Source organism: Pedobacter yulinensis, from assembly GCF_003029735.1.
Lineage (GTDB): Bacteria > Bacteroidota > Bacteroidia > Sphingobacteriales > Sphingobacteriaceae > Pedobacter > Pedobacter yulinensis.
Genome location: NZ_KZ686269.1, coordinates 145,228 through 171,949 on the forward strand (window position 1 = coordinate 145,228; position 26,722 = coordinate 171,949).

Below are 26,722 nucleotides of genomic sequence, written 5' to 3' on the forward strand. Positions count from 1 at the left end.
ACCCAATAAAAAATAGCATCATGAGCACATCAAACTTTGACAATCCGAATCCGCTTTCAAATCTTGAACAATGGGAAGACGATATTTTGAGGCGTTATCCTGAACCGGGGCCTGAGAAGAAAAAGGAAGAGTTCAGAAACTATGATAGTCCTGAGATCGATACGGTTCGTGAATTTTACAGGCTTAACCACAAGTACCAGACCTATGATAACGTGCTGGCAAAAAAAGAACGTTTCCTGAAATTCGACCAGCAGCAAATGCCCTGGTGGTCTGCCATGGAATACCTGAATACGCTGGTAGATGATTCAGATCCCGACATTTCTCTTGACCAGCTGCAGCACCTGCTGCAGACCGCCGAGGCGATCCGCGCCGACGGCCATCCCGACTGGTTTGTCCTGACCGGTTTTATCCATGACCTGGGCAAGGTCCTATGCCTCTTCGGCGAGCCGCAATGGAATGTGGTTGGCGACACGTTCCCGGTAGGCTGCAAGTTCTCTGACAAGATCGTTTTCCCGGAATTTTTTGCCGACAATCCCGATAGTCATGATCCGCGGTACAATACAAAGTACGGGGTTTATTCGCACCGCTGCGGACTTGACAAGGTACACATGTCGTGGGGGCATGACGAATACCTCTACCACATAACAAAAGATTACCTGCCCGAACCGGCGCTGTACATGATCCGGTACCATTCATTTTACTCGCAGCACCGGGAAAAAGCCTACTCACACCTGCTGAATGATCATGACGAAAAGCTGTTCGGGTGGGTGGATAAATTCAATCCGTACGATCTGTATTCAAAGAGTCCGAAAGCGCCTGTCGTATCAGAACTGAAACCCTATTACGAAGATTTGATCAGCAAATATTTACCAGAAACAGTCTCCCTATAGCCTGAAAAAGTAAACCATACAAGACTCAAACAAAATCGAATAAACTATGAAAATTAACAGCTATCACAGTTGGGCGACCCAGCTGAAGTGCCTGCTATTGCTTTGTTTTATGGCCTTAGGGGGGCTGGCACGGGCGCAGAGCGCTGCGCAGCAAATAAGCGGAAAAGTTACCGATGAGGCGGGCGCTGCCCTGCCCGGCGTAACTGTTCTGATAAAGGGCAGCACAGCAGCCGTAGTTACCGACGATGCCGGCTCCTATCGCATCCGGGTAAACAGCGCGCAGGATGTGCTGCGTTTTGCCATGGTTGGCAAGGTAAGCCGGGAACTGAGCGTAGGGGGCCGCAGTGTGATCAACGTAACCCTCAAAGATGAGAGCAATACCCTTCAGGACCTGGTCGTAGTGGGGTATGGCACCTCAAACAGGAAAAACCTGACCGGCGCCATCACTTCAGTCAAACCCGATCAGTTCAATGCCGGGGTCATCAGCACACCATCACAGCTGCTGCAGGGCAAGGTAGCCGGCCTGAACATTACAAAAAGCGGGAACCCCAACGAAAATGGCGCGATTATTCTGCGCGGACCCTCCAGTCTGCGTGCCGGTGCCCAGGAGCCGCTTTATGTTATAGACGGGGTGGCGGCAGCTTCCATTGACCTGGTTGCTCCAGATGATATCAAGGCAATCGATGTGCTCAAAGACGCCTCTGCCACAGCGATTTATGGTGCGCGTGCCGCCAACGGCGTTATCCTCATTACCACCAAACGCGGCGACGGGGTGGCGCCGGGGCTTTCTTACAGCAGTTATGCGGGCACAGAAAGTGTCAGCAATACGATCGATATGCTTTCGGCAGAGCAACTGCGCAATTACCTGGGTGAGAATAAAAAAAGCCTCAACCCGACAGACGATGACGGTTCAGCTACCAACTGGCAGGACGTTGTGCAGCGCCGCGGTTTTTCAACCAACCACAACCTTTCATTGTATGGTGGCTCGTCGAAGACGTCATACGGCATCAGTGCCAACTTCCTGGAAAACAACGGCATCATGAAGGGGTCGGCGCTGGAGCGTTATACGCTCAAGGCGAATGTTGGCCAGAAAGCATTCAACGACCGCCTGAACCTGAACTTTTCGGTTTTTAACAGCAGGACCGTTCGCGATGACATTTCTCCTCTCGTTTATCCGAACATGCTGATCTACCTGCCTACGGTGGCACCCCGCCGTCAGGATGGTTCGTACACCGAGGATTTCAGTCGCACCAGGAACTACCTGAACCCGCTTTCGCTGATCGATAACAACATCATCAACAACAAGATCAAGACCTTTTTAGGCAATTTCCAGGCCGAGCTGGACATCGTAAAGGGACTAAAATACACCCTTAGCCTGTCATACCAGGATGAAAATACCAACGGTAACTTTTACAACAACCGGCAGTCGGGGATTAACCGCGGCCTTAACGGCGTAGCGGTTCGCAACGCCTACGCCAACACCAAAAAGCTGGCAGAGACCTACCTCAGTTATGACAAGGCCTTTGGGAAGCATGTTTTTAAGCTGCTTGGTGGCTATTCTTTCCAGGAAGACCGCAATGGCGATGGTTTCCAGTCCTCGAACCAGGGCTTTGTAACCGACGAGCTGACCTATAACAACCTTGGCCTTGGCGATCCCCTGCCTGGCTCGGTGGTCAATTATGGTACGGTGCGTATTCAGACGCTTCGGCTCATTTCATTTTACGGCAGGATCAATTACGACCTGGACAACAAATACCTGTTTCAGGCATCGCTTCGCCGCGATGGTTCATCTGCATTCGGCCTCAACAACCGCTGGGGATACTTTCCTTCCGCCTCGGCTGCCTGGCGCATCAGCGAAGAGAACTTTATGAAAAATGCTGCTTTCGTAGAAGACCTGAAAGTACGCGTTGGCTATGGTGTTACCGGAAATTCGCTGGGTTTCGATGCATTTACCCGCTTCTCGCTGTATGCACCGGTTGAGCGGTTTTATTATGACGGCCGGTACATCAACGCTGTAGGGCCGTTTCAGAACGAGAATCCTGACCTGAAGTGGGAGCGTACCGCTATGACCAATGTCGGTGTTGATTTTTCGCTATTCAAGGGGCGTGTGCAGGGTAGCTTTGATGTGTACAACAAAAAGACCTCAGACCTGATCTGGGACTACCGTGTGTCGACCACGCAATATTTTGTCGGCAACCTGACAGCAAACGTAGGTCAGATCGATAACAAAGGTTTTGAAGCCGTTGTCGATGTGTCGGTCTTCAACAACAAGAAATTCACCTGGAAAAGCTCGGTAAACTTCTCGCACAACAAAAATGTGGTGCGTTCGCTATCGAATGAAAAATTTTCATTGTCAGCTATCCCGACGGCTCAGCTTGGTGGCAAAGGCCAGACCAGCAATTATTCGCAGGTTATCCAGGAGGGACTGCCGATCGGATCGTTCAACACCTACCGCTATGCAGGCAAAGACAGCAAAGGCGTAAGCCAGTTTTACCTGCCAGACGGCAACCTGACCACAGAATACTCAAAAGCAGCGGTCGGTCTGACAGGCAATGCGCAGCCCGATCTGATCTACGGCTGGAACAACAGCTTCACGCTGGGCCGCTTTGATCTGAACGTTTTCCTGCGCGGTGTTTATGGTAACCAGATTCTCAATGCCACGCTGGCCGGCCTGAACAGCCCCGGCGACGCCACAACAAACAACATTCCGCAGTTTACACTTAACGAGTCGGTCAACGACAATAACAGTTACATTATATCAGACCGCTTTATCGAAAATGGCTCCTATTTGCGCCTCGACAATGCGACCCTGGGCTACAGTTTCAACCTGGAAAAGCTGAAAGCCCTAAAAAGGCTGCGCGTGTATACCACGGCAAGCAACCTGTTTGTAATTACGAAGTACCGCGGCATTGATCCTGAGATCAACATGGGTGGGATACAGCCAGGCATAGACAATAACAATTTTTATCCTAAAACCCGGTCTTTCCTTTTCGGCCTTAACGTGACCTTTTAACCATGAAAATTTTGACTGTTATGAAACCAAAATATATTCTGCTGGCTGCGTTGACTTTTTCCCTTGCGGCCTGCACCAAACTTGATGTCGATGTCGAATCTGAACTGACGCCATCGAATTTTCCGACAAATGAAGAGTCGTTTATTGCCGCTACCGGACCCGTTTACACCCGTCTGCGTTCAACATTTGCAATCGATTACTGGCGCATGCAGGAACTCTCTACAGACGAGGCCATCATACCTGCCCGTGACGGCAACTACGACGATGGCGGGCAATACCGCTTTATGCATTACCATACCTGGACCGCCGACCATCCCTATGTCAAATCAATCTGGGAATGGGGCTTTGGCGGGATCAATTCCTCGAACCGCATTCTCAGTCTTTTCCAGGCGGCACCAAACAGTCCGGCCAGGACGACCTCTTTGGCAGAAATGCGTACCATGCGGGCTTTGTTCTACTTTTTCATGATGGACCTGTATGGCAATGTACCGATTATCAAAGATGCGGTGATTGCCGAGCCGCCACCAACGGCTGCGCGCAAAGATGTGTTTGCGTTCATTGAATCAGAACTGAAGGCCGCGCTGCCCGACCTGAGCGCAGCAGCGGGCCAAAAGACCTATGGCAGGCCTACAAAGTGGCTGGCCTATGCACTGCTGGAAAAGTTATACCTGAATGCCGAAGTGTACACCGGTCAGCCGCGGTATACCGAAGCTGTAGCCATGGCCGATGCCATTCTGAACGATGCTGCCACAGTTTATACGCTCGAGGCCGATTACATGAGCATTTTTGCGCCTACCAATGGCCCGCTGACCAAGGAGACCATTTTTGCCATTCCTTATGATGCCAACGTGGCAACCGGTAACCAGTTTTCGAGGTTCGGCCTGCATACCGGCCTGCAGAAAAAATACAACCTGCCTTTCCGGCCGAGTATTGCCATGAGCACCATCAAGGATTTTTACCTGAAATTTAACCTGACCGGCGATGTGCGCAACAAAACGATGCTGGCAGGTAAACAGTATGAAAACGACGGCAGCCCCATCCTCATCGCGACAACCAAAAAAGGCATGGACAACAGTTATACCGGCGCTGACGGAGCGGCAAAAGTGAACTACCACCTTGAATTTACGCCCGAAATGCCGCTGGTAAAGGAAAACACGATGGATGTAGGTAACGATGAGATCGGCAAGGCGCGCGGCGTGCGGTCCATCAAATTTTACCCCGATCCGGCCACCAATCCCGATACAAGAAACCAGGGCAATGACTTTCCGGTCATCCGGCTTGCAGATGTGCTGCTGATGAAAGCCGAGGCGATCTTACGCGGTGCAGCGGCCACAACTGTGAAAGGCGAGCTGCAAACGCCGGCGGTACTGGTAAACAAGATCCGCTCAAGGGCCGGTGCGCCAACCGTCGGCGCTATTACGCTCGATGAACTGCTCGACGAGCGCGGACGTGAGTTTGCCTGGGAGGGCTGGCGGCGCAACGACCTGATCCGGTTCGGTAAATACGAGGACAACTGGGGTTACAAAACAAATAAAGAGACTTTCAGGCGGCTGTTCCCGGTTCCGAACAGTGAACGTTCCCTGAACCCCAAGCTTGTTCAAAATCCAGGTTATTAACAGGAACCGGCTCTGAAAAGGGCCGGTTTTTTCACATGGTTTCCAGCTCTTCGCGGTTGCGTGGTCTCCAGAACAAATAATAGTACGCCAGGCAAAACAAACCGGTTAGAAATGGTATGAGTGCCAGGTGCTTGTAAGTGATCCATCCGCAGACCGGCAGGTGGTCCACGCCCGCAAACTCGCTGATCATCCAGTAAGAATTGGCAGAGATCCAGAACAAAATAGCCAGGTTGTGGCAAAGTTCAGACATCAGCGCACGCGTGCGGTAGGCGATCACAATCGCAATGATGAGCGTTGGGAAGATCATCACAATGCCGAGCGGTTTCCAGATCAGGCACCAGCCAATGTCTTTAAGCAGCCAGAAAACGATGTGCAGGTTTTCCATCCTGCGGTATTTCAGTGGAATGGTATAGTTTGCCATGCTGCTAAAATAAAACAAAACCGCATCCGGGCTGTGGCGGGCTGCCCGTTTTTTTTAGCGCAGGTACAGTGTCCCGGTCAATGTTCTTCCCGCTGTACGCTGTAGCCCTCCTTCGTCGGGGCTGCCGCTGCCATCGGGGCTAAACGGCACATTGACTGCTGCTTTGTACCGTCCGAACCTGCGCCGGCTGTTATGGAACTTTTAAAAAATTGACTGGATTTTACACCTTCGCTATTTGAGATTATAACGATTTTTGAGCCATGGTTTACCTGGACATGCTTCATGAGGGTCAGGCCGCCGCGGTGCAGGCCATGGCAAACAACGCGGCCATAGCCCGGTATCTCAAAGACGTTTTTCCGCATCCTTACCAGCTTTCCGATGCATATTTTTTTCTTGGCACAGTCGTTCCCCTGCATCCGGGACAGATTTTCGGTATTTACACAGATGAAGGGCTTGCCGGAATTGGCAGTACCCTGCTGCAGTCTGATGTTTATCGCCACAGTGCTGAGATCGGTTACTGGCTGGCCCAGCCGTTCTGGGGACGGGGTATTGGAACGGAAGCCGTTCGGCTGCTTACAGCCCACGCTTTTTCTATTGCAGGCATCACGCGTGTGTTTGCCGGGGTCTTTGCAAACAATCCCGCATCCATGCGGGTGCTCGAAAAAAACGGGTACCGGTGTGAAGCCGTTCACAAAGCGGCCATCGTTAAGTGGGACGTTGTTATGGACGAGCACCTGTATACCCTTCTCAAACCTGAACATCCATGAAAGATAAACGCACGCTCGCCAGTCAGCTGGCACGCCGCCTGGACCTGCCAGACCCGGCAACGTTGGTCGCCGCAGGCGGCTCTGCCCTGAATACCCTGCTGCTGGCGGTTTTCCGAAAGCGTCTGGAAAAGCTCAGTGCGTCAGAACTGCTGCGCCTGTACCGCTCCAACCGCCACGTTCAGCCCGCTGCTACACCGGTGCTTCGGCTCCGGGAACAGGAATGTGCGGCATTGAGGCATTGCGAGACAGCGGGTTTCGACCTCGTCGAGCTCTCGCCGGCCGCGCAGCTTGGTTCCTGCTCGGTACTCGGCACCGTGAACCAGGACAAGATATTATCTGCCTTGCGGAATTGTGAAGTGATGGCCGATGCCACGAACGCCCTTGCCCTGTACGATGCAGCTCGGACGCAGCAGAATGACGCTCACACGCGAAACTATGCCAGCGTGAGCCGGTTGTTGCGCACGCCGCCCGACCTGGTACCTGGTCATAGCCCTCACTTTTCAGTTGCCTGCCTGGTGTCGGCGGCGAAAGATCCCGGTAATTTTGTCTTTGAAACCGACGCGGTTATCAGGCATGTCCGGGCCATCCGGATTATACTTACCGCCGTATTTGGCTTTACCCGGTTCCGGTGCGGCATCATACCGTTGCAGGGAGAGATGGGGCATCAGATTGCAGGAGTCTGTCTGCGTGCCCTGTCCAGGGATCTTCCCGATGTGCCGGCCGAACTGCGGGAGCCAGATCTGCAACAGCAGTACTACCGGCACATCCGCTTCAAAGCAGATGTTTGGGCAGGTGGTTGCTGGAAGGAAGTTGCTGACGGCGGCCTTGTGGACTGGGCCGCGAAACTACTCGGCAACAGCAAGCAGCGTATGTTTACCAGCGGCCTCGGCTTGGAATACCTTTACCACCTGGGCAGCCATGGCTAGTGCGAAGGTCGTTTTCGAGAAACAAACGGGGCCATTTATCCGGCTCGTTGCGCCAGCGCCGGCCGTATCGGCCCTGGTCGATTATTATATTCTGATTGAGGTGCCCCCCGGGTGTACGAACGGCTTTCAGATTGTTGCCCTGCCGGGCCTGCACATGTTGTTGTCTGTACCGCTAACGGCGTTTCGAAAATCCGTGTTCGATCATTTGCGGGAAAGCCAGGACTGGATTGACCAGGCCATGTTGCTTGGTAGCCTGCAGACGGCTGTCACATGTACCTATCCGCCCGGCGCCCGTGAGTTTGCGGTTAAATTTAAACCAGGCGTTTTGCCTTTGGTGTGCGGATTGAAAGCGGCGCATTTGTCGTCCTGTAACCTGCCGGCCAAAGATTACCTGCCCGAAGATTTGCTGCTGACGCTGGGGCAGGCGGGCAATATGGACTTAAACGCCAGGCGAATGGATGCCTGGCTCGAAAAAAATGCCCGTTCTGTTGCCCAAAACAGGAAATTGGTCGTCGTTGCAAGTGCCCTGGCCGCTGCAAGGGCAGCGCCGGGCCGGAAACTTCCGGAACTGGCCGCAAGCATCGCCATGTCAGCCGCTACGCTAAACCGGTATTGCCGTGAAATTCTTGATCTGAGTGCATCCCGCTGTTTCAGCCTGCTGCGTTTCAGAGATGCGTTAGAGCTGTACCGCGATGCCGGCAGCAGGTTACCCTTCGAGGAGCTGGGGTATGCAGACTTTTCACATTTTGCAAAGGAAGCCAGGAAACTGACCCGAACTCCCCCTAAGGCGCTGTGACCCGCTGTTATAGTTGTTCAAGTGCGGCCTGGTAGGCCAGAAGCTCATCGGCCTTGGCAATAGATCCGTGCAGGTGAATTTGTTTCCACTCATCATTGCGGCGTTTATACATGCGGGTAATGTTCGCACTGGCAGTTATCGATTCGCGGCCCAGGCAGACCTCGATCTTTTCCGTGCCAACGGCGTAAAACAAGTCGTCGTTCATGAGTAAGGAGTAGTCGCAGAACTGAGCGCGAATGCTGGCCTTCCGGCTGAATATCCACTCATAAACGGTGCGGATGTTTTCCCAGCCGAAAGCAACCCGGCCTGCCGGACTTATGGCAATGGCTTCGTTTACCTGCATCCAGTTTTCGGCTACCGCCTCAATATTGCGGTTGTTGAAGCCGGCATAAAACTCTGAAATCACACGGAGCGGGGGAGGAAGAACTGCCGCCGGCTCCTGACCACTTATTAGATATCCACTAGCCATTCATATGTTTTGGGTACAAACCTCTGATTTTAGAAGGGATTTACGGTTGCAAAAAGCCGACAAATTGCAAGTGTCTATGCAATTTTTACAATGTCGACAATTTGGTGAATCAGGCCGGTATGCCCAATTGCTTGTCGCTCAGGTGAAAAGTAATACTGGATGCGACCGGTTCAGGCAGCTGAGACGGATCAATACAGCTCAACTGGTGCTGACCTACATTGAACTTCTCGATGAAAGTACCCCGGTTGTCGTCAAATTTAAGGTAACCCTGTTCAAAAAAGCGCTCCTGAACCAGTCCGGAGCTGTCTATGGAGCGAACAGCGAGGGGCTGAACCTGTAAAGTGTTCAAGTCAATCAATAACCATTGGTAAACCGACTCATGCGGAGCTGCAGCCGGTAGGCCGGTTTTCCTGATTTCAACAATACAGATCGTATTTCCTTTTAGTGAATAAAGATAGTTGAATGCGGGTTTCATGTCTTGCCGAGATTGCGTTTTAAAACTGGCAAGATCCGGGAGGTTTACCAGCTACAAATTATCAACATTTCTGTCGCGAAAATTGTTTTGTCCACTATAAATAAATTGTTCTGGACTGTGTGCCAGTTTATTGCATTGAAAAGTTGAAAGCTCCAGGTAGTGTGGAAACAGCGAGGAACCTGGACGCTTCGCCGGCGGCGGCATGTCACATTTACACCCAGCTCATGTCGGTTCCACACCCCTGAATACCCAGCTGGCCGAACTAAATTGTCTGAAATTATTTACTCATGGAAAAATATATTTTGGAACAGGATATACCCGTTGTGTACGTTGCTGCCCGCGAGGTCCCTGAAGGGATCGGCGCGGCTATTCTTGAAATGGAAGCTTGTTTAAAAGCCGATGCCGGCAACCGCATTTTTTATGGGGTTTCGGGTTGCCGCAATGGCGAAATGTTTTACTGGGCTGCCGCAAATGAAGCCAGACCCGGCGAAGCTGAGCAGCTGGGCTGCCGCCGTTTCACCATTCCGGCTGGTAGATACCTCGCCAAAACGGTCCGTAATTTCAGGGAAGACATCCAGCAGATCAAGCGAACCTTTGAAGAGCTTCTCGACCAGCCGGGGCTTCAGACCGGCGGCCTTTGCGTCGAAATCTACATCAACGATGACGATGTTCGCTGCCTGGTGCAGATAGATGACGCTGTGGGTCGTCAGTCCTGAATAGCTGGCTCGGGGTGGCGCTAATGGCGGGTGAGGTCTTTTAGGAAACTGATCATTAAAATTCTATTTTTACACCGGCCGGCAAGGCATGGTTGCTGCTGTGTGCCGTTCATCAATACCTTTACATCCCGATATGTCCGAGAAATCCTTTACAGACTACCACAAAAAGCTGGTTCCTTACGCTTATAATATCCTGGGTTCAACAGATGATGCGCGCGATGCCGTGCAGGATGTGCTTATTAAACATCTTCAGGCACCAGACGGGCATGCCCTCAATGAGTTTGGCTACCTGGTGCGGAGTGTCGTGAATCACTCAATCAATCTTAAGAAAAGGAATGCCAAACTGGTCAGGGGAGAGGTCTGGCTTCCGGAGCCGGTCAGCACGGAATTCGCTGACCGTTACCTTCACCGCAAAGAAATGATCAGTTACTCGCTTATGGTCTTGCTGGAGAACCTCAATCCGAAAGAGCGGGCAGTGTTTATTTTGAAAGAGGCATTCGATTATTCGCATGAAGAGATTGGCGGCGTGCTGGATATTGCGCCCGAAAACTCCCGGAAACTGCTTAGCCGGGCAAAACTGAAACTGCAGGACCGCCACCATCCAGTCGCTGCTCATGGGAAGGCCACTGGTCTGGCCGGGTATATTCAGGCCATGCAGGCCGGGGACGTGAATGCGCTGGAGCAAATGTTAGCGACCGACGTTGTGCTCTATGCAGACGGCGGAGGGCGCGTAAATATTGTAAGCAGCCTGACCCGCGGATTGCAGCCTGTGTCTGACCTGATCCTGTATCTTTACAAAACTTATCAGGCCAGTCTGGAAATCAGTCCGATTGTGGTCAACAATCAGCCAGCGATACTTTTTTCGAATAACGGAACGGTTATCAATTGCCAGGTGTTCGATCTTGACCCGGCCAGCGGGAAGATCAGGCAGATATTCTCAGTTGTAGATCCCATGAAGCTGAAAGGCCTGGAACAAGGCTAAACCCAGGGGGCAGCGTGATGCGGGAATAATCTGCAGTTGGCCGGGGGGCTGCAGTGGCTTAGTTATCAACAGCTGACTTTCGCACGCATGATTTTGATAGTTTTATGGCTGTTTATATCACTATGGAAAGAAAAGTAATGCTGTACATCGCGATGAGCCTGGATGGCTACATTGCAAAAAAGGACGACAATATCGACTTTCTGGGCATGGTCGAGCGACCTGGCGAGGATTATGGTTATGCCGCTTTTAAGGCCGGCATTGACACCGTGATCTGGGGCCGGCGAACTTTCGAAAAAGTTCGCAGTTTTGGGGCTGAAGAAATGATGCATCCGGATAAAAAACTGTATGTGATCTCGGCCTCCCGGACAGGTACAGAAGGTCATGCTGAATACCATCCCGATCCGGTAAGCCTGGTCATGGACCTGCAGGCCGCAGAAGGGAAAGACATCTATTGCGACGGTGGTGCCGAAGTGGTGTTTGCCCTGCTCAATGCGCGATTAGTTGACCGGATCATTGTTTCAGTCATCCCGCATTTGCTGGGTTCGGGGATCCGGTTATTTAAAGATGGCCTGCCCGAACAGGCACTGCGGCTCAGACAAAGCATTGCTTTTCCCTCCGGACTCACGCAGTTGTGGTTCGACGTGCTGCGTGATTCTCCTGCCGCCACCGAAAATTGAGACGCAGCAACATAAAACTGAGACCGGACCGCAAGTAAAACCGCGAAGATTGTGTTTTATTTGAGGTAACAACCAGATATGAAACACTTTCAGAAATGCTGTGCAGGGATTATTCTGTCTCTTGCCTTTTGTTTGCCAGCCTCTGCCCAGTTGCCAGCTAACCTCGCCAATCCGGTATTGCCGCGTGTGGCTGATGCGGGCGTCATCCGGTATAATGGTGAATACTACATTGGCGGCGTTTTTACCAACGGCGGCTTTTACCGCTCCCCAGATCTTGTTAACTGGCAGGGGCCAGTCCATGTCTTATCTATGAAAAACCAATGGACGCGCGGCGCATCGGCCGGCGACAGCCAGATCCATGCGAGCGACATCACCTACCTGAACGGGACATTTCACCATTACTGGTCTGTCAATTACTGGGGTCAGGACCATCGTGCCGTGCATATTGGCCATGCCACTTCTGCAGCAATACTCGGGCCTTACCGGGAGCCGGTCAGCGATCAATGGTTCGAAAACCGGATCGACCCCCAGTTGTTCGCGGACGATGACGGCAAGCTGTATTTCTATACGGTGAAATTCACCGATGGAAACACAATCTGGGGGCGGCCGATGAAAGATCCATGGACTTTCTCCGGCGAGCCTGTGTACCAGTTTGCCTCGCTGCGGGGCACTTGGGAAACCCGTGATAACCGGGTTGCAGAAGGGCCATGGGTCATGAAATACCGGAACAGGTATTATATGATGTATAATGCCAATCACACGGGGCCTGAATGGGGTAATTATGCGCTGGGCGTGGCAGAAGCCGCTTCTCCGCTTGGTTTCGGTCATGGAAATAAATATGCACACCCCGTTGTGCAGTCAAACCAGGCCGATCTTGAAGACCGGTATGCCGACCTGCTGCGCAGCACGGGTAAAAATTTCAGTTTCAGTAACTCGGCAGCTGCGGGCTGGGAGCAGGCGGGTTTTGACGACAGCAACTGGAGCAGGGGGGAGTCCGGTTTTGGCAGCAGTAAGCTTGAAGGGTCTACCACCCGTAACGTGCGCAGCGCCTGGGCTTCCGGGCCGCTGTTCCTGCGAAAAATTTTCAGAGCGGGAAAGAACCGGGGTAACCTGTCCATGCGCATTCATCACGACGGCCCTGCAAAAGTATGGCTGAACGGGCAGGTCGTTTACGAACACCAGGGACGGAATTATACCCACCTGCTGCTTAATGAGAAAATACTTATTAAGGATGATGGCAACGTATTGGCGATCGCTGCGCGTCCGGGCGCACGCTCGGCGTTCATCGATGTTTCGCTGTTTGATCTCGGCGCCGATGTCCCTGACGATATCCTGTTCACACCCGGGCAGCCAAATATTGTGCGCGGGCCCAACGGCCTGGAATGGTGGCTTGTATACATGGCTAATAAAAACATGGAGCCACGTGGACAGTATATTAATCGGGTGCACTTCTTTGGGAACAAACTGGTTGTTGATGGTCCGACCGCTTCGCGCTCGGCCGGCTTCCATCCGGCACCCGCGGCAGCGGCTTTCAGTGAATTGTTCGAGCGGGAACAGCCGGGCAAATGGCGGTATGTAAGCGGTGACTTTGATGTCGAAAAGGGCGAGGCCAGGCATTCGGGCAAAGCGCCATTGCAGGCCTTTCCCGCGGCAAAGCCGTCAGTACATTACCTGTTCGAGGCGAATGTCAGGCCGGCCGGTAAAAAGCCGGCAGGCATCTTCGGCTGGTACCAGGACCAGAACAATTTCCTGCAGATCGGACTCGATCCCACTAAAAAAAGCTGGACCTGGCTGCGAAAACAGGGCAATGTAGTTAAGACCGGGCAATACCCGCTGGCTCCTGACTTTAATTTTAACGTGTACCACAAACTCGGCGTACAAAAAAATGCAGATGCCATTGTCATTGAGATTGACGGGCGGCCTGCACCCGGCGGGCGGCTTACCGGCATTGCCGGATCTGGTTTGCCCGGAGTGTACAGCATGGAGCCCGCAACGGCGTTCGATGGCATTGTTTACACGATCGGGTGGGATGAATTCGGCTCCGATATCAGGGGCTGGGAGCCGCAGGGCCAAACTACAGCCTGGAAAAGAACCAGCCATGGGCTTGTTGCCGGGGGCGCAGCGGGTAACCGTGCCGTGTTCAAAGGAGATGCTGCAAAGGCTTATGAGTTCAGTGTTCAGATCAGTGCAGCGCAGCTGCGGGGCGCTGCCGGGATTTATGCGGCTTACGCGGGGCCGGCAGACTGGTTAAAAGCCGAGGTCGACTTTAAAGGCGGTACGCTGACCATTGGCCAAACTACCAGCGGCCGCATGCAGGAGACTATACGGGTCCCCTTAGAGCGGGAACTACCACTTTACATCGACATGCGGAACACCGATATGATGGAAGAACATTTTACACCCGATCACCGCGTCCTGACCGACCGCATCTCGTTCAGGCATGAGAGAGAAGGGAAACCGGCCAATATGGAACTGTGGTGCCGGGACGGCGGCAGGTGGAGCAAGGTGGCGACGGTACTTAAACCGCACCCGGATCGTCCTGGGATCTGGCAGCTGCACTTTGCAGCGGTCGAAGCTGATGGTTTCAGGCTGGTGACCCTGGAGGAGCCCGGTCGCGCCTTCGCTGCGGAAAAAATTCTCGTCCGCCAGATTTCCAAGCAGTCATTCAATCTCCGGGCAGTGCGTGCGGGCGCTGACCTGCTTGTTTTCGCAGACAACGAGCTTGTGCATCAGGCGAAAGTCAGCCTGAAAGAATCGCGTGTTGGGCTGACCTCAACGGCAGCCGGTGTCAGCTTTAACGGTCTGACTTTCTTTGAAAGGTAATTGGTAAAGTTCAGCGCGGGGTACCCGAAGCCTGCGGAATAATGAGGCTGAAGGTTGTACCTATTGCGTCAGAGTGCAGTTCGAGGCGGCCGCCATGGGCTTTTGCAATTTCCGATGAAATGAACAACCCCAGTCCGAGGCCCTGGCTTCCCTTTTTAACATCGCCTCTGAAAAACGGGGTAAAAAGGCTTTGTCGTGTAATTTCCGGAATGGGCTGACCTTCATTATAGACCCGTAGAATAAAGGATCCGCTGTCTGCTGAGGCTGTGGCGTGCACGGCGCAGTCCGCTTTGCCGTGCGATAAAGCGTTGCCGAGCAGATTGGAGAAAACCTGCGCAATTCGCCTGGCATCAAAAATGACCGGCACCCTGATGTTAAACTCAGTTTCTATGGTGCGCTGCGGCCAGACCAGCGCCAGTTCAGATACCACCTGGTTCAGCACTTCAGCCGGTCTTTGGTGCAGTTCTTTTTGAAGTGTAATGCCGCCGCCCAGTCTGCCGCTGGCAAAGTCCATGATATTTTCGACCAGGCCGTCCATCCGGTGTGTAGCATTCAGAATGATTCCGGTAATGCGGCTGGTCTTTTCGTCTGTGCCGAACCGTTTCAGTAACTGGGCACTGTTTGAAATGGCACCGATGGGATTACGCAGGTCGTGTCCAAGAATGGCAATGAATTGTTCGCGCAGTTCAGCGGTTTCCTTCTCTTCGCGTAAATGCATTTCTGCCTGTTCCAGGTTGTCCAGAGCCTGCAGGTGAAAGGCGATAAGCTCGGCATAAAGCCGGAACATGCCTACGGTTTCTGGTGTATTCAGCCGGTTTGGCCGGGGGTCTATGGCACATAAGGTGCCGAAAAAGTCGCCGGTCTTTAGAAAGATCGGCATCGAAATATAACTTTCAAAACCATACATGGCCGGTGTATGGTGGGTGTTCCAGTCTGGTGCTGCCGCTACATGGTCAATGACCACGGGCTGCTGGTGTTGCCTGATTTCGTTGCAGATGGTGGTCTCAAGTTTCAGCTCATCGCCAGGAGTCAGGCCAAACTGAATTTCATCGCGTACGGCACAGGCGATCCATTTCTCTTCAGTTACACGCGCCACGGCTGCGAACCCCATGCCTGTAGACCGGCAGATGACCTCGAGAATGGTGGGTACTGCGGAGATTTTCTGAACACTCAGTACGTCCCGGAGAAAGGGGTCGTGGGTGTCAAATGGTTGCTGCATCAATATGAATGGTAAAAACTAGTTTAATATACAATTATTTCTCTGTGTGCATGCGCGGTATGCCCATGTGCGAAAAATGTTACCTGCGCTTCACGTCAGGTTGTCCGGTCGCCACCCGGCAATCCGGATCATCCAGCACATTGACTTCAATAACCGCCCCGGCATTGCGCAGCAGTGTGCGGCAATCCGCGCTGAGGTGTTGCAGATACAGGGTTTTTCCAGCCTGTTTATACCGTTCTGTAAGTTTGTGCAGGGCATCAATGCCCGACATATCTGCAATCCGGCTGCCCCCGAAATCGACAACGACATGTTCGGGGTCATTACCGGGGTCGAACCTGGATAAAAACAGGCTGGTTGATGCGAAGAAAAGCGGCCCGTGAATCTGATAATAGAGTGTTCCGTCGGCGCTGATGAATTTTTCAGCGCGGATCCGTTTGGCGCTCTCCCAGGCAAAAACCAGGGCTGAGATAACAACGCCTGCCAGTACGGCCAGTGCCAGGTTGTGCAGGTAGACGGTAATAGCGGCAACCAGGATGCCAACGAAAATATCGTGCCGGGGCATCTTGTTGACAATTCGCAGGCTGGCCCATTCAAATGTGCCGATGGCAACCATCATCATCACACCGGTCAGCGCAGCAAGCGGCAGGCGACCGATAACAGGGGCACCGAAAAAGATGATGAACAGGATGGTCATGGCTGCAATAATACCCGATAACCTGGCTCTGGCGCCTGCAGAAAGATTGACCAGCGTCTGGGCAATCATCGGGCAGCCACCCATACCGGTAAAAAAACCGTTCAACAGGTTCGCGCCGCCTTGCGCAAGGCACTCGCGGTTGCCATCGCCGCGTGTACCGGTTAGCTCATCGACCAGGTTCAGTGTCAGTAATCCTTCGGTCAGGCCAACTGCCGCCATGATCAATGCGTACGGAAACACGATGCCCAGGGTTTCGAAATTGAGCGGAACTGAGGGGATGTGGAAGGGCGGGAAGCCGCCGCTCACGGCCGCGATGTCGCTCACGGTGCGCGTATCGATCTGGAAACCCAGCACAACCAGGAACACAACCAGGATCGCAACCAGCGAGGAAGGAACGGCTTTGGTTACTCGCGGCAGGATTACTGTAACGGCAATAGTGAGTGCCACAAGCGCAATCATGATCCAGAGCGCCGGCCCGTTTAGCCAGCGGCCACTTTCGGTTCTGAACTGGTTCAGCTGTGCCATGAAAATAATGATGGCCAGCCCGTTTACGAAACCATACATGACCGGCTGCGGCACAAGACGTACGAATTTGCCAAGTTTGAACAGGCCTGCGAGTACCTGCAGCACGCCGGCCAGGGCCACTGCTGCGAAGACATATTCGATGCCGTGCGACTTCATGAGGGCGATCAGCACAACGACCGTAGCCCCGGCGCCGCCAGATATCAGTCCCGGCCGGCCTCCGAAAATAGCTGTAACGAGCCCCATAATAAAGGCAGCATACAGCCCTGTAAGGGGCGGAAGACCGGCCAGGATGGCAAACGAAAGCGATTCCGGCATCATGGTCATGGCAACGGTCAGGCCTGCGAAGATCTCGTTCCGGTAATTGATTTTCTGGCTGAAATCGAACAGCTTTAAGGTTTGTTTCATAACATGACAAAGGGTGCAGGCTACAGTTTCCAGCCCGCACAGGACGCGGATATGCTAAAACCGGGAGCTACCCAAAGATGGTGGGACTGTAATCGTTGCGAAGGTAAGAAAAACCGCAGTCAGAGTTTAACGTTTGCAGATCATGTCAATGCGGTCGTAACCCGGCGCATAACCGTCTTTCACCGTACCCGTAACCACGAAGCCGGCACGTTCAAAAAACTGGTAAGAAAAAAGGGTCGTATCCAGGTGAACGGTAGCTTCAGGGCAGGCCTGGAAAATTGCGTCCAGGCGGTGGTGCAGCAGGGCTGAGCCAACTCCTTGCCGGTGTTGGCTGCGCAGCACCATGCCCCAGGTAAGCCAGGCCTCGTTTCGCTGCCTGTCAAGCGCATATCCGCCGCAGGCTACAAGCTTCCCGTTTCTCTTGCCCACAAAATATACGGTGGCGGGCTGCTGCTGCGGAAACTGTGTTTGCTGGTCAAGACATTGTTCAAAATCAGCACGCTCCTGCGGGGCAAAGTAATCAGGGACATTGCTGTCAAAAGCGACCAGGCAAGCTGCCCGGTCAGTTGTTAGATAGGGTCTGATGATCATCAGTCAAAGATAAGGTTTTGGTGCTCATCATCTTATTGTCAATAGCGGGTATGCACTTGAAATATACACCGGATAACCTTAACTTAGTACTTTTCCAGCCTGGCCAGACCGGTTTACCCACAGGCAGTTTTAATCATGAAAAGACGAACGGCAATACAACAAATTTTAATCCTGGCCGGCGGCGTTGTGTTGATGCCTTCCTGCCTTAAATCTTCCGGAAAAGCCAGTATCAAACTGGAACACCTGGATGTGAGCCTGGAACAGGAGAACCTGCTGGCAGACATCGCCGAGACGATTCTGCCAAAAACCGATACGCCCGGAGCCAAAGACCTGAAGCTGCACCTGTACGTGCTTAAAATGGTCGATGACTGCCATCCTGAAAAAGACAGAAAAGCCTTTGTGCAGGGACTGGATTCCTTTCAGGATTATTGTACCGAGAAGATGGGTGCAGCATTCGCCAGGTTAAGTGCCGCCGACCGCGAACGGGCGCTCTCGTCCATTTCCAGTGAACATACTGGCTTGCCTGTCCACGTAAAAGATTTTTTCAAAATCATGAAGGCCCGGTGTATTGACGGTTACCTTAATTCAGAATATGTAATGAGCAAACTGGTCGTATGGGAACTGATCCCAGGCCGGTACAATGGTTATTTTCCTGTAAAAACAAGGACAACGAATGGCTAATTTTAATATAGATGGGAAGTCGCAGCAGACATTTGATGCGATCGTGATTGGTTCAGGTATCAGCGGCGGTTGGGCAGCGAAAGAATTTACCGGGAAGGGGCTGCGTACGCTGGTACTGGAAAGGGGCCGTGATGTCAAACACCTGAAGGATTACCCGACGACCAATATGTATCCTTACGAATTTCCGCACCGGGGTGCGCTGACAGAAGAGATCAAGGCTGAAAACCCGGTAGCCAGTCGCTGTTATGCCTTCAGAGAAGATGCGATGCACTTTTTTGTAAAGGACAAGGAACACCCCTATGTGCAGGAAAAGCCATTTGACTGGATCCGTGGTTACCAGGTTGGCGGTAAATCGCTGCTGTGGGCCAGGCAGACGCAGCGCTGGAGCGACTTCGATTTCGAGGGACCTGCGCGCGACGATTTCGCGGTCGACTGGCCGATCAGATACAAAGACCTGGAGCACTGGTACAGTTACGTGGAGCGCTTTGCGGGAATTGCAGGTAACCGGGACGGCCTTGCAGAACTTCCTGATGGCGAATTTCTTCCCGGCTTTCCCCTTAATGCCGTTGAAGACCATTTCCGGAAGGTCATTCACTCTAAATATACATCGCGTAAGGTGATCAGTGCCCGCTGTGCGCACCTGTCGCAGCCGCAGGCGGTTCACCTGGAGCAGGGACGCGGAAAATGCCAAAATCGCGTGCTTTGCCAGCGAGGCTGCCCTTTTGGCGGCTATTTTAGCAGCAATGCCGCTACGCTGCCCTGGGCGGAAAAAACGGGGAAACTGACACTCAGGCCAGATGCCATCGTTGAATCCATTATTTACGATGAGCAGCAGGCAAGGGCTACTGGTGTTCGGGTAATCGATGCCAAAACGAAAAAAGTGACCGAATACTTTGCCCGCGTAATTTTTGTCAATGCAGCGGCGCTCAATACCAACCTTATTCTGCTGAACTCCACTTCATCGCGTTTTCCGCAGGGCCTGGGGAACGATAGCGGCGTATTGGGTAAATACGTAGCATTTCACAATTACAGCGCGCGAATTTATGCCGAGTTTGACGGACTGAACCAGTTCAAAACCGATGGGCGCAATCCGGCAGGCGGGGGCTACATGCCGCGATTCCGGAACTTGCTGAGACAGGAAACGGATTTCAAGCGCGGTTACGCGGCCGGTTTCTCTGCCTACCGTGGGTTTGAGCCGGATATGTCGGGCATTGGCACGTCACTGAAGAAGAATATAACAGAAAACAACCTGGGTCCCTGGCGGGTTAATTCGCACATGATGGGCGAAACGATCCCGAAAGAAAGCAATTATGTGCGCCTGAGCCGGGATAAAAAAGATGCCTGGGGCATACCACAGCTACAGATATCGGTCAGCTATGACGATAACGATGCGAAAATGAAGGCCGATTACCTGGAACAGCTGGAAGAGATGTTTACAGTTGCGGGCTTTAAGAATATTCGTAGGGACGACGCTTCGCAGGCTCCGGGGCTCGACATTCATGAAATGGGCGGCGCCAGAATGGGGCACGATCCACAAACTTCAGTACTCAACAAATGGAATCAGGTGCATGCCTGCAAAAACGTGTTTGTAACAGACGGCGCCTGCATGACCTCAACATCGACACAAAACCCATCATTAACCTATATGGCTTTGACGGCCAGAGCTGTAGATTATGCCGTTGCAGAGATGAAGCGCAGCAATATATGAGCAAGGTGATCTATGCGGCCAGGCAAATTGCCGAGGTGATCGATGCCCGCGGAGACCTGTCCGATCCTGAGGCGAGAATTCAATACCTGGCAACAGACAGCCGGAGTCTTGCCGATCCGGCATTGTCGCTTTTTTTTGCACTCGATGCCCTGCGGGATGGGCATACCTTTGCGGCCGATGCCTACCAACGCGGCGTGCGCAACTTTGTGCTGCGCGATCCTGTTCCGGCTGCGGCTTTTACCGGAGCGAACCTGCTATACGTGACAGACGTGCGGCAGGCCCTGCAAAAGTTAGCCGCATTTCACCGTAGAAGTTTCAACCTGGAAACGATCGCCATTACCGGTAGCAACGGAAAGACGGTGGTCAAAGAATGGCTTTACCAGCTCCTGGTTGAAGATTTTAATATTGTCAGGAGTCCGAAAAGTTACAACTCGCAGATCGGTGTTCCGCTTTCGGTTTGGCAGATCACGCCTGAAAACGATCTCGGCATTTTTGAGGCCGGTGTTTCCAAAGTTCAGGAAATGGATGCGCTGGCTGCAGTGATCCGGCCAACAATTGGTGTTCTGACCAATATAGGCGAGGCCCATGCAGAAGGTTTTGCAGATAAAAGCGAAAAACTTCTTGAGAAACTGAAGCTTTTTAAGGGTGTTTCTTATCTGGTGGCTTCGCCTGATTACCTGCAGGGCACTGATCCGGCCACAATGGGTATCGAAAAGCTGTTCACCTGGAGCTATAGTGCACCGGCCGACCTGCGCATCATGTTTTCAGAACCGATCGAAGGTCGAACTTACTTGCGCGCCTTATTTGAAGGGACAGAGATCGAGTGCCTGCTGCCTTTCGTAGACAGTGCCTCGGTCGAGAATGGCATCATTTGCTGGGCCACCCTGCTTGCCATGGGGTACACGCCGGTGGTTTGCGATGCAAGGCTTGAAAAGTTAAGCCCGATCGGGATGCGCCTGGAACTGAAGAACGGAATAAACCAGTGCTCGGTGATCGACGATTCTTACAGTGCCGATATTTCTTCGCTGGCCATCGCGCTCGACTTTATGAACCTTCAGAACCAGCATCCGCGGCGGACACTGATTCTTTCAGATATCCCCCAGTCGGGAAAAGATCATGCAGAATTGTACGTGGAAGTTGCGGCGCTGCTGCAGAATAAAAATGTGAACAACCTGATCGGCATCGGTGAGCAGATATCCGAATTCGAATCGTTGTTCCCTATGGAAAAGCAATTTTTCAAAGACACAGAAGCCTTTCTGGAAGCTCTTCCCGGGCTCCACTTTAGCGAAGAAACGATCCTGGTAAAAGGCGCCAGGCGGTTTGGTTTTGAGCGCATCAGCAAGGCACTGACCCAGAAAGTGCATGATACCGTACTTGAGATCAACCTGAACGCGCTGACATCAAACCTGCAGTTTTACCGGTCAAAACTGGATAGTGGTGTAAAGATCATGGCCATGGTCAAAGCTTTTTCTTACGGCAGCGGTACATTTGAGATTGCGAACCTGCTGCAGTACAATAAAGCAGATTACCTGGCTGTTGCCTATACAGACGAAGGTGTGGCGCTGCGCAGAGGCGGCATCAAAATGCCGATTATGGTCATGAGTCCAGAGTATGCCGCCTTCGATTCCATTGTACAAAACCAGCTGGAGCCTGAAATTTACAGCCTGGAGATCCTGAACAGTTTTTTGCTTTTTTTAGGAAACCGCTTTAAAAATTATCCGGTACACCTCAAACTGGACACCGGTATGCACCGGCTCGGTTTCGACCTGCTGGATGTACCGGTACTGAAAGACATCCTGGCCAAGACAGACGCCATCCGGGTAACGAGTGTTTTTTCGCACCTCGTTGCTTCTGACGCGCCCGAGCACGACGATTTCACTGCCCGGCAGATCGAAAGCTTCAACCGCGTTTCGCTCGATGTGGTGTCTGTACTGAATTATATCCCGCTGCGGCATATTTGCAATACCTCGGGCATTGTTCGCTGGCCCGATGCCCATTTTGATATGGTACGTGTGGGCATTGGTTTGTATGGATTTGATGCGGCATTGCCTCCGGGTGCGCTGCAGACGGTGGCTGCTTTGAAAACCACCGTTACCCAGGTCAAAACGCTGCAGGCGGGAGAGTCGGTGGGTTATTCGCGGGCGGGCATGCTGCCTGATGGCGGACAGATTGCTACCGTCAAGATCGGCTATGCCGACGGGTATAGCCGCGCATTTGGGAATGGCGTCGGTAAGATGCTTGTGGCCGGGAAGCTTGTCCCGGTAGTCGGATCGGTTTGTATGGACATGTGTATGCTCGATGTGACCGGTTTGAAAGTCAGACCGGGCGACGTAGCGATTGTTTTTGACGATAAGCACACCATATCAGAGCTTGCACGGGCGATCGGCACCATTCCGTACGAGATTCTGACCAATATATCACAAAGAGTGAAACGCGTTTACTTTTATGAGTAAATTTGCAGCATGAACAGAATTGGCCGGGCCTTGCTGAATTACCTGATCAAAGGGCTTTTGATTGTGGTGCCTATTGCGTTAAGCATATTTATCGTGGTCTGGGCTGTGACAACAGTAGATAGCTGGGTGAACGTAAACAGTGTGCTGGGTGTTGATCCGCGCACCGGCGAAAGCCGCAACATACCCGGTCTCGGCTTGCTGACTGTGCTGCTGATCATTCTGATTGCGGGCATCTTTGTCACGAATTTCGTGACGGAACCCATGTACAGTTGGTTTCACCGCATTCTGAACCGTCTGCCACTGATCAATTTCATTTACGGTTCGATAAAGGACCTTACTGAGGCTTTTGTTGGTGATGAAAAGAAATTTAACCACCCGGTGCTTGTTGAAGTAGAAGGGGGGATGAAAAAGATCGGTTTCCTTACCCAACCCGATTTGCACAAGCTTGGTCTCAGTGACGAGGTGGCGGTATATTTTCCGCTTTCATATTCCTTTGCCGGGCAGCTCTGCATTGTTCCCAAAAGCCGTGTTACCGATCTCAACATCACGGCGGCAGATGCCATGAAGCTGGTGGTCAGCGGCGGCGTAAGCGGCCTTTAACAGCGCGCATCGCTTACTGAATACGCTGAAAGGAAAGAAACTGAACCTGCATTTGTGTGGTGCTTCCTGCGCCGTAGGTGCTGCCCCAGGTTGCGATGGTTGTACCCGCATTCAGCCTGACTACCGCTTTTCCGGTCAGACTAATCGATGTGCCGGCCCAGGTTTCGCCCAGAATAGGCCCGTAAAGTCCGCTTACAAAGTTGGATACCAATTCCTTATCGTTTCCGGTTTTAAGATGGATGCCGATCACACCCGAGTGCTGGTTAAAAAAGGTTCCGGGACTGATCGTAAAAGCACCTTCTATAACATAAAGTCCGCTGACCGGCACAGTATAAACATCATTGGTGAATCCTGCAGCCGCATGACTTAGCGCCGATTTACCGAGGCTGAGCTGTACCGGGCTGTTGCTGAAAATAATGTCAGACATGGCGCCTTTGAGGCTCAAAGCAAGAGTCACGGCAGGTTCAGTGTCAGCAGGCACGCTGGATGCGGTTGCGATGTTGATGTATTTGGTATTCAGTGCGGCATCGTGGTGTTTTTTCGATGACTGCGCCAATGCAGTCACTGCCGGCGTCGTGAGGCTAAAGCCCATCAGGGCTACTTTAAAAAAGAATTGTCTGTTCATGTTCACTTTACTTTTGCATTCTACCTGGTGGTGGCTGAAAGAACGGCATCGTACAGGGCCTGAGTATCTTTGGCAGGGCGACCGACCGTTTTGCGGCATCCACCGGACGGATAAGGAAAGGCAACATCCGGGCCGGAGAGTATTTAAATGGTGTCGGGCTACAGGAGGTGCCGGGTCGCGACCGGTCAGGAATACCTGAGCAAGCCATTTAGTGACCGAAAAAAGAAACAACTTCTATAAGTTGTGTGGTTAAACTGCTGATTAATAAGAGATTGCTGAGTAAATTTTTTCCCAGCGCCGGAAGGAGGTGTGAACAATTTTTCCCGCAGCGGGGAAAAATAAACAGCAGATATTTCTTTTTAGTTAAAAGATTTGAGTAAATTGGGCGGTGGTGGGATAAAAAATTAAAACCTTCTAGGTTTCTGAAACCTAGAAGGTTTTAACCAAAATTAGAAATTCGGCTTCAGCACATACTTCTCGTAAAACTTGAAGATGTGCTCAGTAGCCTCTTCAGCTGTATCAACCAGCCTGAAGAGGTTCAGGTCTTCAGCGTGAATGTTGTGCTCCGTTTCGAGCATCGAAGTTTTCAGCCAGTCAATCAGTCCCTGCCAGTAACTTTTGCCAACGAGCACAATCGGGAAGCGTGCAATTTTACCCGTCTGGATGAGGGTGAGTGCTTCGAACAGTTCATCCATCGTTCCAAACCCGCCGGGAAGCACAATGAAGCCCTGTGAGTACTTCATAAACATCACCTTACGGATAAAGAAGTAGTCAAACTCGAGTAACTTGTTGTGGTCAATGTATTTATTGTGAAACTGCTCAAAGGGCAGTTCAATATTTAAACCAACCGACTTACCGCCGTTGTTGAAAGCCCCTTTGTTACCTGCTTCCATAATACCGGGCCCGCCGCCTGTAATTACCCCATATCCGCGCTCAGTAAGCAGGTGACCGCAGCGTTCGGCCAGGCCATAATAAGGATTGCTTTCGGCAGTTCGTGCCGAGCCGAAGATCGTTACACAAGGGCCAATCTTAGCCAGTTTTTCAAAACCATCAACAAATTCGGCCATGATCTTAAAGATCTGCCAACTGTCGGTCACCTTGATTTCCTGCCAGTTTTTATTTTCGAAAGCGCTTCTGATCTTATCTTCACTCGTCATATCAGTCTATTTAAAATTTCGTTTGATTTGTTGTCGGTTTGCTCGTTAGCAGCAACAGCAGGTACGTGATCAAACCATTGAGAACAATGAGTTCAAATCCAATCACATAACCTGTTAATTTCTCAGAACTTGCGGCAATCAGGAAACACAGCACCGGCGATATCAGGCAGATCCAGGGCACAAGGCGGTCGGTTACACCACGGCGGCTGATCATGCCGAAGGCAAACAAGCCTAGCAACGGACCGTATGTATAGCCGGCGGCGGTAAAGATCGCCGTAACAACAGAGTCATCGTTCAGAATTTTGAACACCAGAATTACCGCTACCATCAGGGCTGAAAAACCGATGTGTACCCAATGCCGGATGGTTACCAGTTTAGGGTCGTTCTGGTTCGCCTTTTTGTCAAAATGGAGAAAATCCACACAAAAAGAGGTGGTCAGGGCTGTCAGCGCTGAGTCGGTCGTTGCAAAGGTTGCCGCCGTAAGGCCAAGCATAAAAATGATTCCGGGTATAATGTTCAGGTGATTCAACGCAATTTCGGGGTACAGGTGGTCTGCCGTCTGTAAGGCAGCCACGTCGATGTTGTTCTGGGCCGCGTAAATGTAGAGCAGTGCGCCAACACCCAGGAAAAAGATGTTCATCACGACAAAAACGGCGGTAAAACTGAGCATGTTTTTCTTCGCCTCGCCAATTGTACCCATGCTCAGGTTTTTTTGCATCAGGTCCTGGTCCAGGCCGGTCATTGCGATGGTTACGAAAATGCCGCCAAAGAACTGTTTAAGAAAGTGCGATTTGCTGCCCAGAAAATCTTCCCAGAAAAATATCTTCGAGTAACTGCTGGTTTTAACCGCCTCAAGGGTGCCTGCAATATCAAGATTAAGCGAATCTGATATAAAATACAGCGAGAGTACAACAGAAAGCAGCAAAAACACGGTCTGAAGCGTATCGGTGATGATAATGGTTTTAAGGCCTCCTTTGCGCGTATACAGCCAGATAAGCACCAGGCAGATCACAATTGTTAACCAAAACGGAACGTTCCAGGCGTCGAATATAAATTTCTGTAAGACAATGGCAACCAGATAAAGCCTGAATGCCGAACCAATCGTTCTCGATACCAGGAAAATCATAGCGCCCGACTTATAACTCCAGTATCCCAGGCGTTTCTCGAGATAAGTATAAATGGAAATCAGCCCAATGCGGTAGTAAAGGGGCAGGAGCACCGTTGCAATAATAATAAAGCCTACCGCGTTACCCAGGATAAACTGAAAATAGCCAAAGCTCGTTTTGCCCACGGCACCAGGTACCGAAATAAAGGTAACACCCGAAAGGGCAGTGCCGATCATACCGAACGCCACAAGGTACCATTTGGAGTTGCGGTTGGCCACAAAGAAGGTCGAGTTGTCTGAAGATTTTCGCGAGGTAAAGTAGGAGATGACGATCAGAATGAGAAAATACCCAATTAAAAATGTGAGGAGTATGGTTGGGGTCATATTT

The 26,722-nt window shown here is 51.9% G+C and carries 23 protein-coding genes; 14 read left to right on the forward strand and 9 right to left on the reverse strand.

The genetic code is table 11. The annotated features are described in order from the left end of the window. Positions 1–20 precede the first annotated feature (20 nt). Genes C7T94_RS07980 through C7T94_RS07990 form a run of 3 tightly spaced genes read left to right on the forward strand, consistent with a single transcriptional unit; the run spans position 21 to position 5,519 of the window. Entirely contained in the window at positions 21–890 is an 870-nt protein-coding gene (locus tag C7T94_RS07980) for an inositol oxygenase family protein (protein WP_107214855.1), read from the forward strand. Positions 891–936: 46 nt separating this feature from the next. Then, positions 937–3,903, forward strand: coding sequence for a SusC/RagA family TonB-linked outer membrane protein (locus C7T94_RS07985; RefSeq protein WP_107214856.1), 2,967 nt, complete (start codon positions 937–939; stop codon positions 3,901–3,903). A 20-nt stretch (positions 3,904–3,923) separates the two neighbouring features. Further along, on the forward strand, positions 3,924–5,519 hold the full coding sequence (locus C7T94_RS07990) for a RagB/SusD family nutrient uptake outer membrane protein (protein WP_107216004.1): 1,596 nt from the start codon (positions 3,924–3,926) through the stop codon (positions 5,517–5,519). Between the two features lie 31 nt (positions 5,520–5,550). On the opposite strand, the gene C7T94_RS07995 is transcribed toward C7T94_RS07990, so the two are convergent. Continuing rightward, complete coding sequence (locus tag C7T94_RS07995) at positions 5,551–5,940, reverse strand: hypothetical protein (protein ID WP_204353241.1); 390 nt, start codon at positions 5,938–5,940, stop codon at positions 5,551–5,553. 260 nt (positions 5,941–6,200) lie between these two features. Between C7T94_RS07995 and C7T94_RS08005 the strand changes: the two genes are divergently transcribed. The 3 genes from C7T94_RS08005 to C7T94_RS08015 are packed head-to-tail and all read left to right on the forward strand — an operon-like array spanning position 6,201 to position 8,429. Further along, positions 6,201–6,707 carry a GNAT family N-acetyltransferase gene (locus C7T94_RS08005; protein ID WP_107214858.1) on the forward strand — a complete coding sequence of 169 codons (507 nt, stop codon included), beginning with the start codon at positions 6,201–6,203 and terminating at the stop codon, positions 6,705–6,707. Further along, positions 6,704–7,633: a hypothetical protein gene (locus C7T94_RS08010; protein WP_107214859.1), complete on the forward strand. Its 930-nt coding sequence runs from the start codon at positions 6,704–6,706 to the stop codon at positions 7,631–7,633. The genes C7T94_RS08005 and C7T94_RS08010 overlap by 4 nt, the downstream gene beginning before the upstream one ends. Continuing rightward, on the forward strand, positions 7,626–8,429 hold the full coding sequence (locus C7T94_RS08015) for an AraC family transcriptional regulator (protein ID WP_107214860.1): 804 nt from the start codon (positions 7,626–7,628) through the stop codon (positions 8,427–8,429). The genes C7T94_RS08010 and C7T94_RS08015 overlap by 8 nt, the downstream gene beginning before the upstream one ends. 7 nt (positions 8,430–8,436) lie before the next feature. Here C7T94_RS08015 and C7T94_RS08020 read toward each other — a convergent pair whose 3' ends face one another. Further along, positions 8,437–8,898 (reverse strand): YybH family protein, encoded by a 462-nt coding sequence (locus C7T94_RS08020; RefSeq protein ID WP_107214861.1) that lies wholly within the window; start codon positions 8,896–8,898, stop codon positions 8,437–8,439. A gap of 109 nt (positions 8,899–9,007) precedes the next feature. Continuing rightward, positions 9,008–9,373, reverse strand: coding sequence for a hypothetical protein (locus C7T94_RS08025; protein ID WP_107214862.1), 366 nt, complete (start codon positions 9,371–9,373; stop codon positions 9,008–9,010). Between the two features lie 287 nt (positions 9,374–9,660). Here C7T94_RS08025 and C7T94_RS08030 point away from each other — a divergent pair, with 287 nt between their 5' ends. The 4 genes from C7T94_RS08030 (at position 9,661) to C7T94_RS08045 (ending at position 14,571) form a co-directional block, all read left to right on the forward strand. Continuing rightward, complete coding sequence (locus C7T94_RS08030) at positions 9,661–10,089, forward strand: GyrI-like domain-containing protein (protein ID WP_107214863.1); 429 nt, start codon at positions 9,661–9,663, stop codon at positions 10,087–10,089. A 133-nt stretch (positions 10,090–10,222) separates the two neighbouring features. Continuing rightward, on the forward strand, positions 10,223–11,071 hold the full coding sequence (locus C7T94_RS08035) for a sigma-70 family RNA polymerase sigma factor (RefSeq protein ID WP_107214864.1): 849 nt from the start codon (positions 10,223–10,225) through the stop codon (positions 11,069–11,071). 122 nt (positions 11,072–11,193) lie between these two features. Next, entirely contained in the window at positions 11,194–11,748 is a 555-nt protein-coding gene (locus C7T94_RS08040; protein WP_107214865.1) for a dihydrofolate reductase family protein, read from the forward strand. Between the two features lie 78 nt (positions 11,749–11,826). Next, positions 11,827–14,571, forward strand: a complete 2,745-nt coding sequence (locus C7T94_RS08045; protein ID WP_107214866.1) for a family 43 glycosylhydrolase — start codon at positions 11,827–11,829, stop codon at positions 14,569–14,571. 10 nt (positions 14,572–14,581) lie between these two features. Here C7T94_RS08045 and C7T94_RS08050 read toward each other — a convergent pair whose 3' ends face one another. From C7T94_RS08050 to C7T94_RS08060, 3 genes are all read right to left on the reverse strand, one after another. Continuing rightward, positions 14,582–15,790 (reverse strand): GAF domain-containing sensor histidine kinase, encoded by a 1,209-nt coding sequence (locus C7T94_RS08050; protein ID WP_107214867.1) that lies wholly within the window; start codon positions 15,788–15,790, stop codon positions 14,582–14,584. A 79-nt stretch (positions 15,791–15,869) separates the two neighbouring features. Next, the gene (locus tag C7T94_RS08055; RefSeq protein WP_107214868.1) at positions 15,870–17,414 is read right to left on the reverse strand and encodes a SulP family inorganic anion transporter; all 1,545 of its coding nucleotides are present in this window, start codon (positions 17,412–17,414) and stop codon (positions 15,870–15,872) included. 126 nt (positions 17,415–17,540) lie between these two features. Beyond that, positions 17,541–18,005: a GNAT family N-acetyltransferase gene (locus tag C7T94_RS08060; RefSeq protein WP_107214869.1), complete on the reverse strand. Its 465-nt coding sequence runs from the start codon at positions 18,003–18,005 to the stop codon at positions 17,541–17,543. 135 nt (positions 18,006–18,140) lie between these two features. Between C7T94_RS08060 and C7T94_RS08065 the strand changes: the two genes are divergently transcribed. From C7T94_RS08065 to C7T94_RS08080, 4 genes are read left to right on the forward strand one after another with little or no spacing between them, the layout of a single operon-like run. Next, positions 18,141–18,686, forward strand: a complete 546-nt coding sequence (locus tag C7T94_RS08065) for a gluconate 2-dehydrogenase subunit 3 family protein (protein ID WP_107214870.1) — start codon at positions 18,141–18,143, stop codon at positions 18,684–18,686. After that, positions 18,679–20,394 carry a GMC oxidoreductase gene (locus C7T94_RS08070; RefSeq protein ID WP_107214871.1) on the forward strand — a complete coding sequence of 572 codons (1,716 nt, stop codon included), beginning with the start codon at positions 18,679–18,681 and terminating at the stop codon, positions 20,392–20,394. The genes C7T94_RS08065 and C7T94_RS08070 overlap by 8 nt, the downstream gene beginning before the upstream one ends. Continuing rightward, complete coding sequence (locus C7T94_RS08075) at positions 20,391–22,847, forward strand: bifunctional UDP-N-acetylmuramoyl-tripeptide:D-alanyl-D-alanine ligase/alanine racemase (RefSeq protein ID WP_204353242.1); 2,457 nt, start codon at positions 20,391–20,393, stop codon at positions 22,845–22,847. Before C7T94_RS08070 ends, C7T94_RS08075 begins: the two co-directional genes overlap by 4 nt. Positions 22,848–22,856: 9 nt before the next feature. Continuing rightward, positions 22,857–23,447, forward strand: coding sequence for a DUF502 domain-containing protein (locus C7T94_RS08080; protein ID WP_107214872.1), 591 nt, complete (start codon positions 22,857–22,859; stop codon positions 23,445–23,447). 13 nt (positions 23,448–23,460) lie between these two features. Here C7T94_RS08080 and C7T94_RS08085 read toward each other — a convergent pair whose 3' ends face one another. From C7T94_RS08085 to C7T94_RS08095, 3 genes are all read right to left on the reverse strand, one after another. Beyond that, a complete protein-coding gene (locus tag C7T94_RS08085; RefSeq protein WP_162618603.1) occupies positions 23,461–24,072 on the reverse strand; it encodes a hypothetical protein in 612 nt (203 codons plus the stop codon). Between the two features lie 449 nt (positions 24,073–24,521). After that, positions 24,522–25,229: an LOG family protein gene (locus C7T94_RS08090; RefSeq protein WP_107214874.1), complete on the reverse strand. Its 708-nt coding sequence runs from the start codon at positions 25,227–25,229 to the stop codon at positions 24,522–24,524. A 10-nt stretch (positions 25,230–25,239) separates the two neighbouring features. Further along, a complete protein-coding gene (locus tag C7T94_RS08095) occupies positions 25,240–26,718 on the reverse strand; it encodes a sodium:solute symporter (protein WP_107214875.1) in 1,479 nt (492 codons plus the stop codon). Positions 26,719–26,722 lie beyond the last annotated feature (4 nt).

Bases quoted from the DNA above. Each gene is read 5' to 3' on its own strand.
- C7T94_RS07980 (WP_107214855.1), top strand. From the start codon at position 21: ATGAGCACATCAAACTTTGACAATCCGAATCCGCTTTCAAATCTTGAA.
- C7T94_RS07985 (WP_107214856.1), top strand. From the start codon at position 937: ATGAAAATTAACAGCTATCACAGTTGGGCGACCCAGCTGAAGTGCCTG.
- C7T94_RS07990 (WP_107216004.1), top strand. From the start codon at position 3,924: ATGAAACCAAAATATATTCTGCTGGCTGCGTTGACTTTTTCCCTTGCG.
- C7T94_RS07995 (WP_204353241.1), bottom strand. From the start codon at position 5,940: ATGGCAAACTATACCATTCCACTGAAATACCGCAGGATGGAAAACCTG.
- C7T94_RS08005 (WP_107214858.1), top strand. From the start codon at position 6,201: ATGGTTTACCTGGACATGCTTCATGAGGGTCAGGCCGCCGCGGTGCAG.
- C7T94_RS08010 (WP_107214859.1), top strand. From the start codon at position 6,704: ATGAAAGATAAACGCACGCTCGCCAGTCAGCTGGCACGCCGCCTGGAC.
- C7T94_RS08015 (WP_107214860.1), top strand. From the start codon at position 7,626: ATGGCTAGTGCGAAGGTCGTTTTCGAGAAACAAACGGGGCCATTTATC.
- C7T94_RS08020 (WP_107214861.1), bottom strand. From the start codon at position 8,898: ATGGCTAGTGGATATCTAATAAGTGGTCAGGAGCCGGCGGCAGTTCTT.
- C7T94_RS08025 (WP_107214862.1), bottom strand. From the start codon at position 9,373: ATGAAACCCGCATTCAACTATCTTTATTCACTAAAAGGAAATACGATC.
- C7T94_RS08030 (WP_107214863.1), top strand. From the start codon at position 9,661: ATGGAAAAATATATTTTGGAACAGGATATACCCGTTGTGTACGTTGCT.
- C7T94_RS08035 (WP_107214864.1), top strand. From the start codon at position 10,223: ATGTCCGAGAAATCCTTTACAGACTACCACAAAAAGCTGGTTCCTTAC.
- C7T94_RS08040 (WP_107214865.1), top strand. From the start codon at position 11,194: ATGGAAAGAAAAGTAATGCTGTACATCGCGATGAGCCTGGATGGCTAC.
- C7T94_RS08045 (WP_107214866.1), top strand. From the start codon at position 11,827: ATGAAACACTTTCAGAAATGCTGTGCAGGGATTATTCTGTCTCTTGCC.
- C7T94_RS08050 (WP_107214867.1), bottom strand. From the start codon at position 15,790: ATGCAGCAACCATTTGACACCCACGACCCCTTTCTCCGGGACGTACTG.
- C7T94_RS08055 (WP_107214868.1), bottom strand. From the start codon at position 17,414: ATGAAACAAACCTTAAAGCTGTTCGATTTCAGCCAGAAAATCAATTAC.
- C7T94_RS08060 (WP_107214869.1), bottom strand. From the start codon at position 18,005: ATGATCATCAGACCCTATCTAACAACTGACCGGGCAGCTTGCCTGGTC.
- C7T94_RS08065 (WP_107214870.1), top strand. From the start codon at position 18,141: ATGAAAAGACGAACGGCAATACAACAAATTTTAATCCTGGCCGGCGGC.
- C7T94_RS08070 (WP_107214871.1), top strand. From the start codon at position 18,679: ATGGCTAATTTTAATATAGATGGGAAGTCGCAGCAGACATTTGATGCG.
- C7T94_RS08075 (WP_204353242.1), top strand. From the start codon at position 20,391: ATGAGCAAGGTGATCTATGCGGCCAGGCAAATTGCCGAGGTGATCGAT.
- C7T94_RS08080 (WP_107214872.1), top strand. From the start codon at position 22,857: ATGAACAGAATTGGCCGGGCCTTGCTGAATTACCTGATCAAAGGGCTT.
- C7T94_RS08085 (WP_162618603.1), bottom strand. From the start codon at position 24,072: ATGAACAGACAATTCTTTTTTAAAGTAGCCCTGATGGGCTTTAGCCTC.
- C7T94_RS08090 (WP_107214874.1), bottom strand. From the start codon at position 25,229: ATGACGAGTGAAGATAAGATCAGAAGCGCTTTCGAAAATAAAAACTGG.
- C7T94_RS08095 (WP_107214875.1), bottom strand. From the start codon at position 26,718: ATGACCCCAACCATACTCCTCACATTTTTAATTGGGTATTTTCTCATT.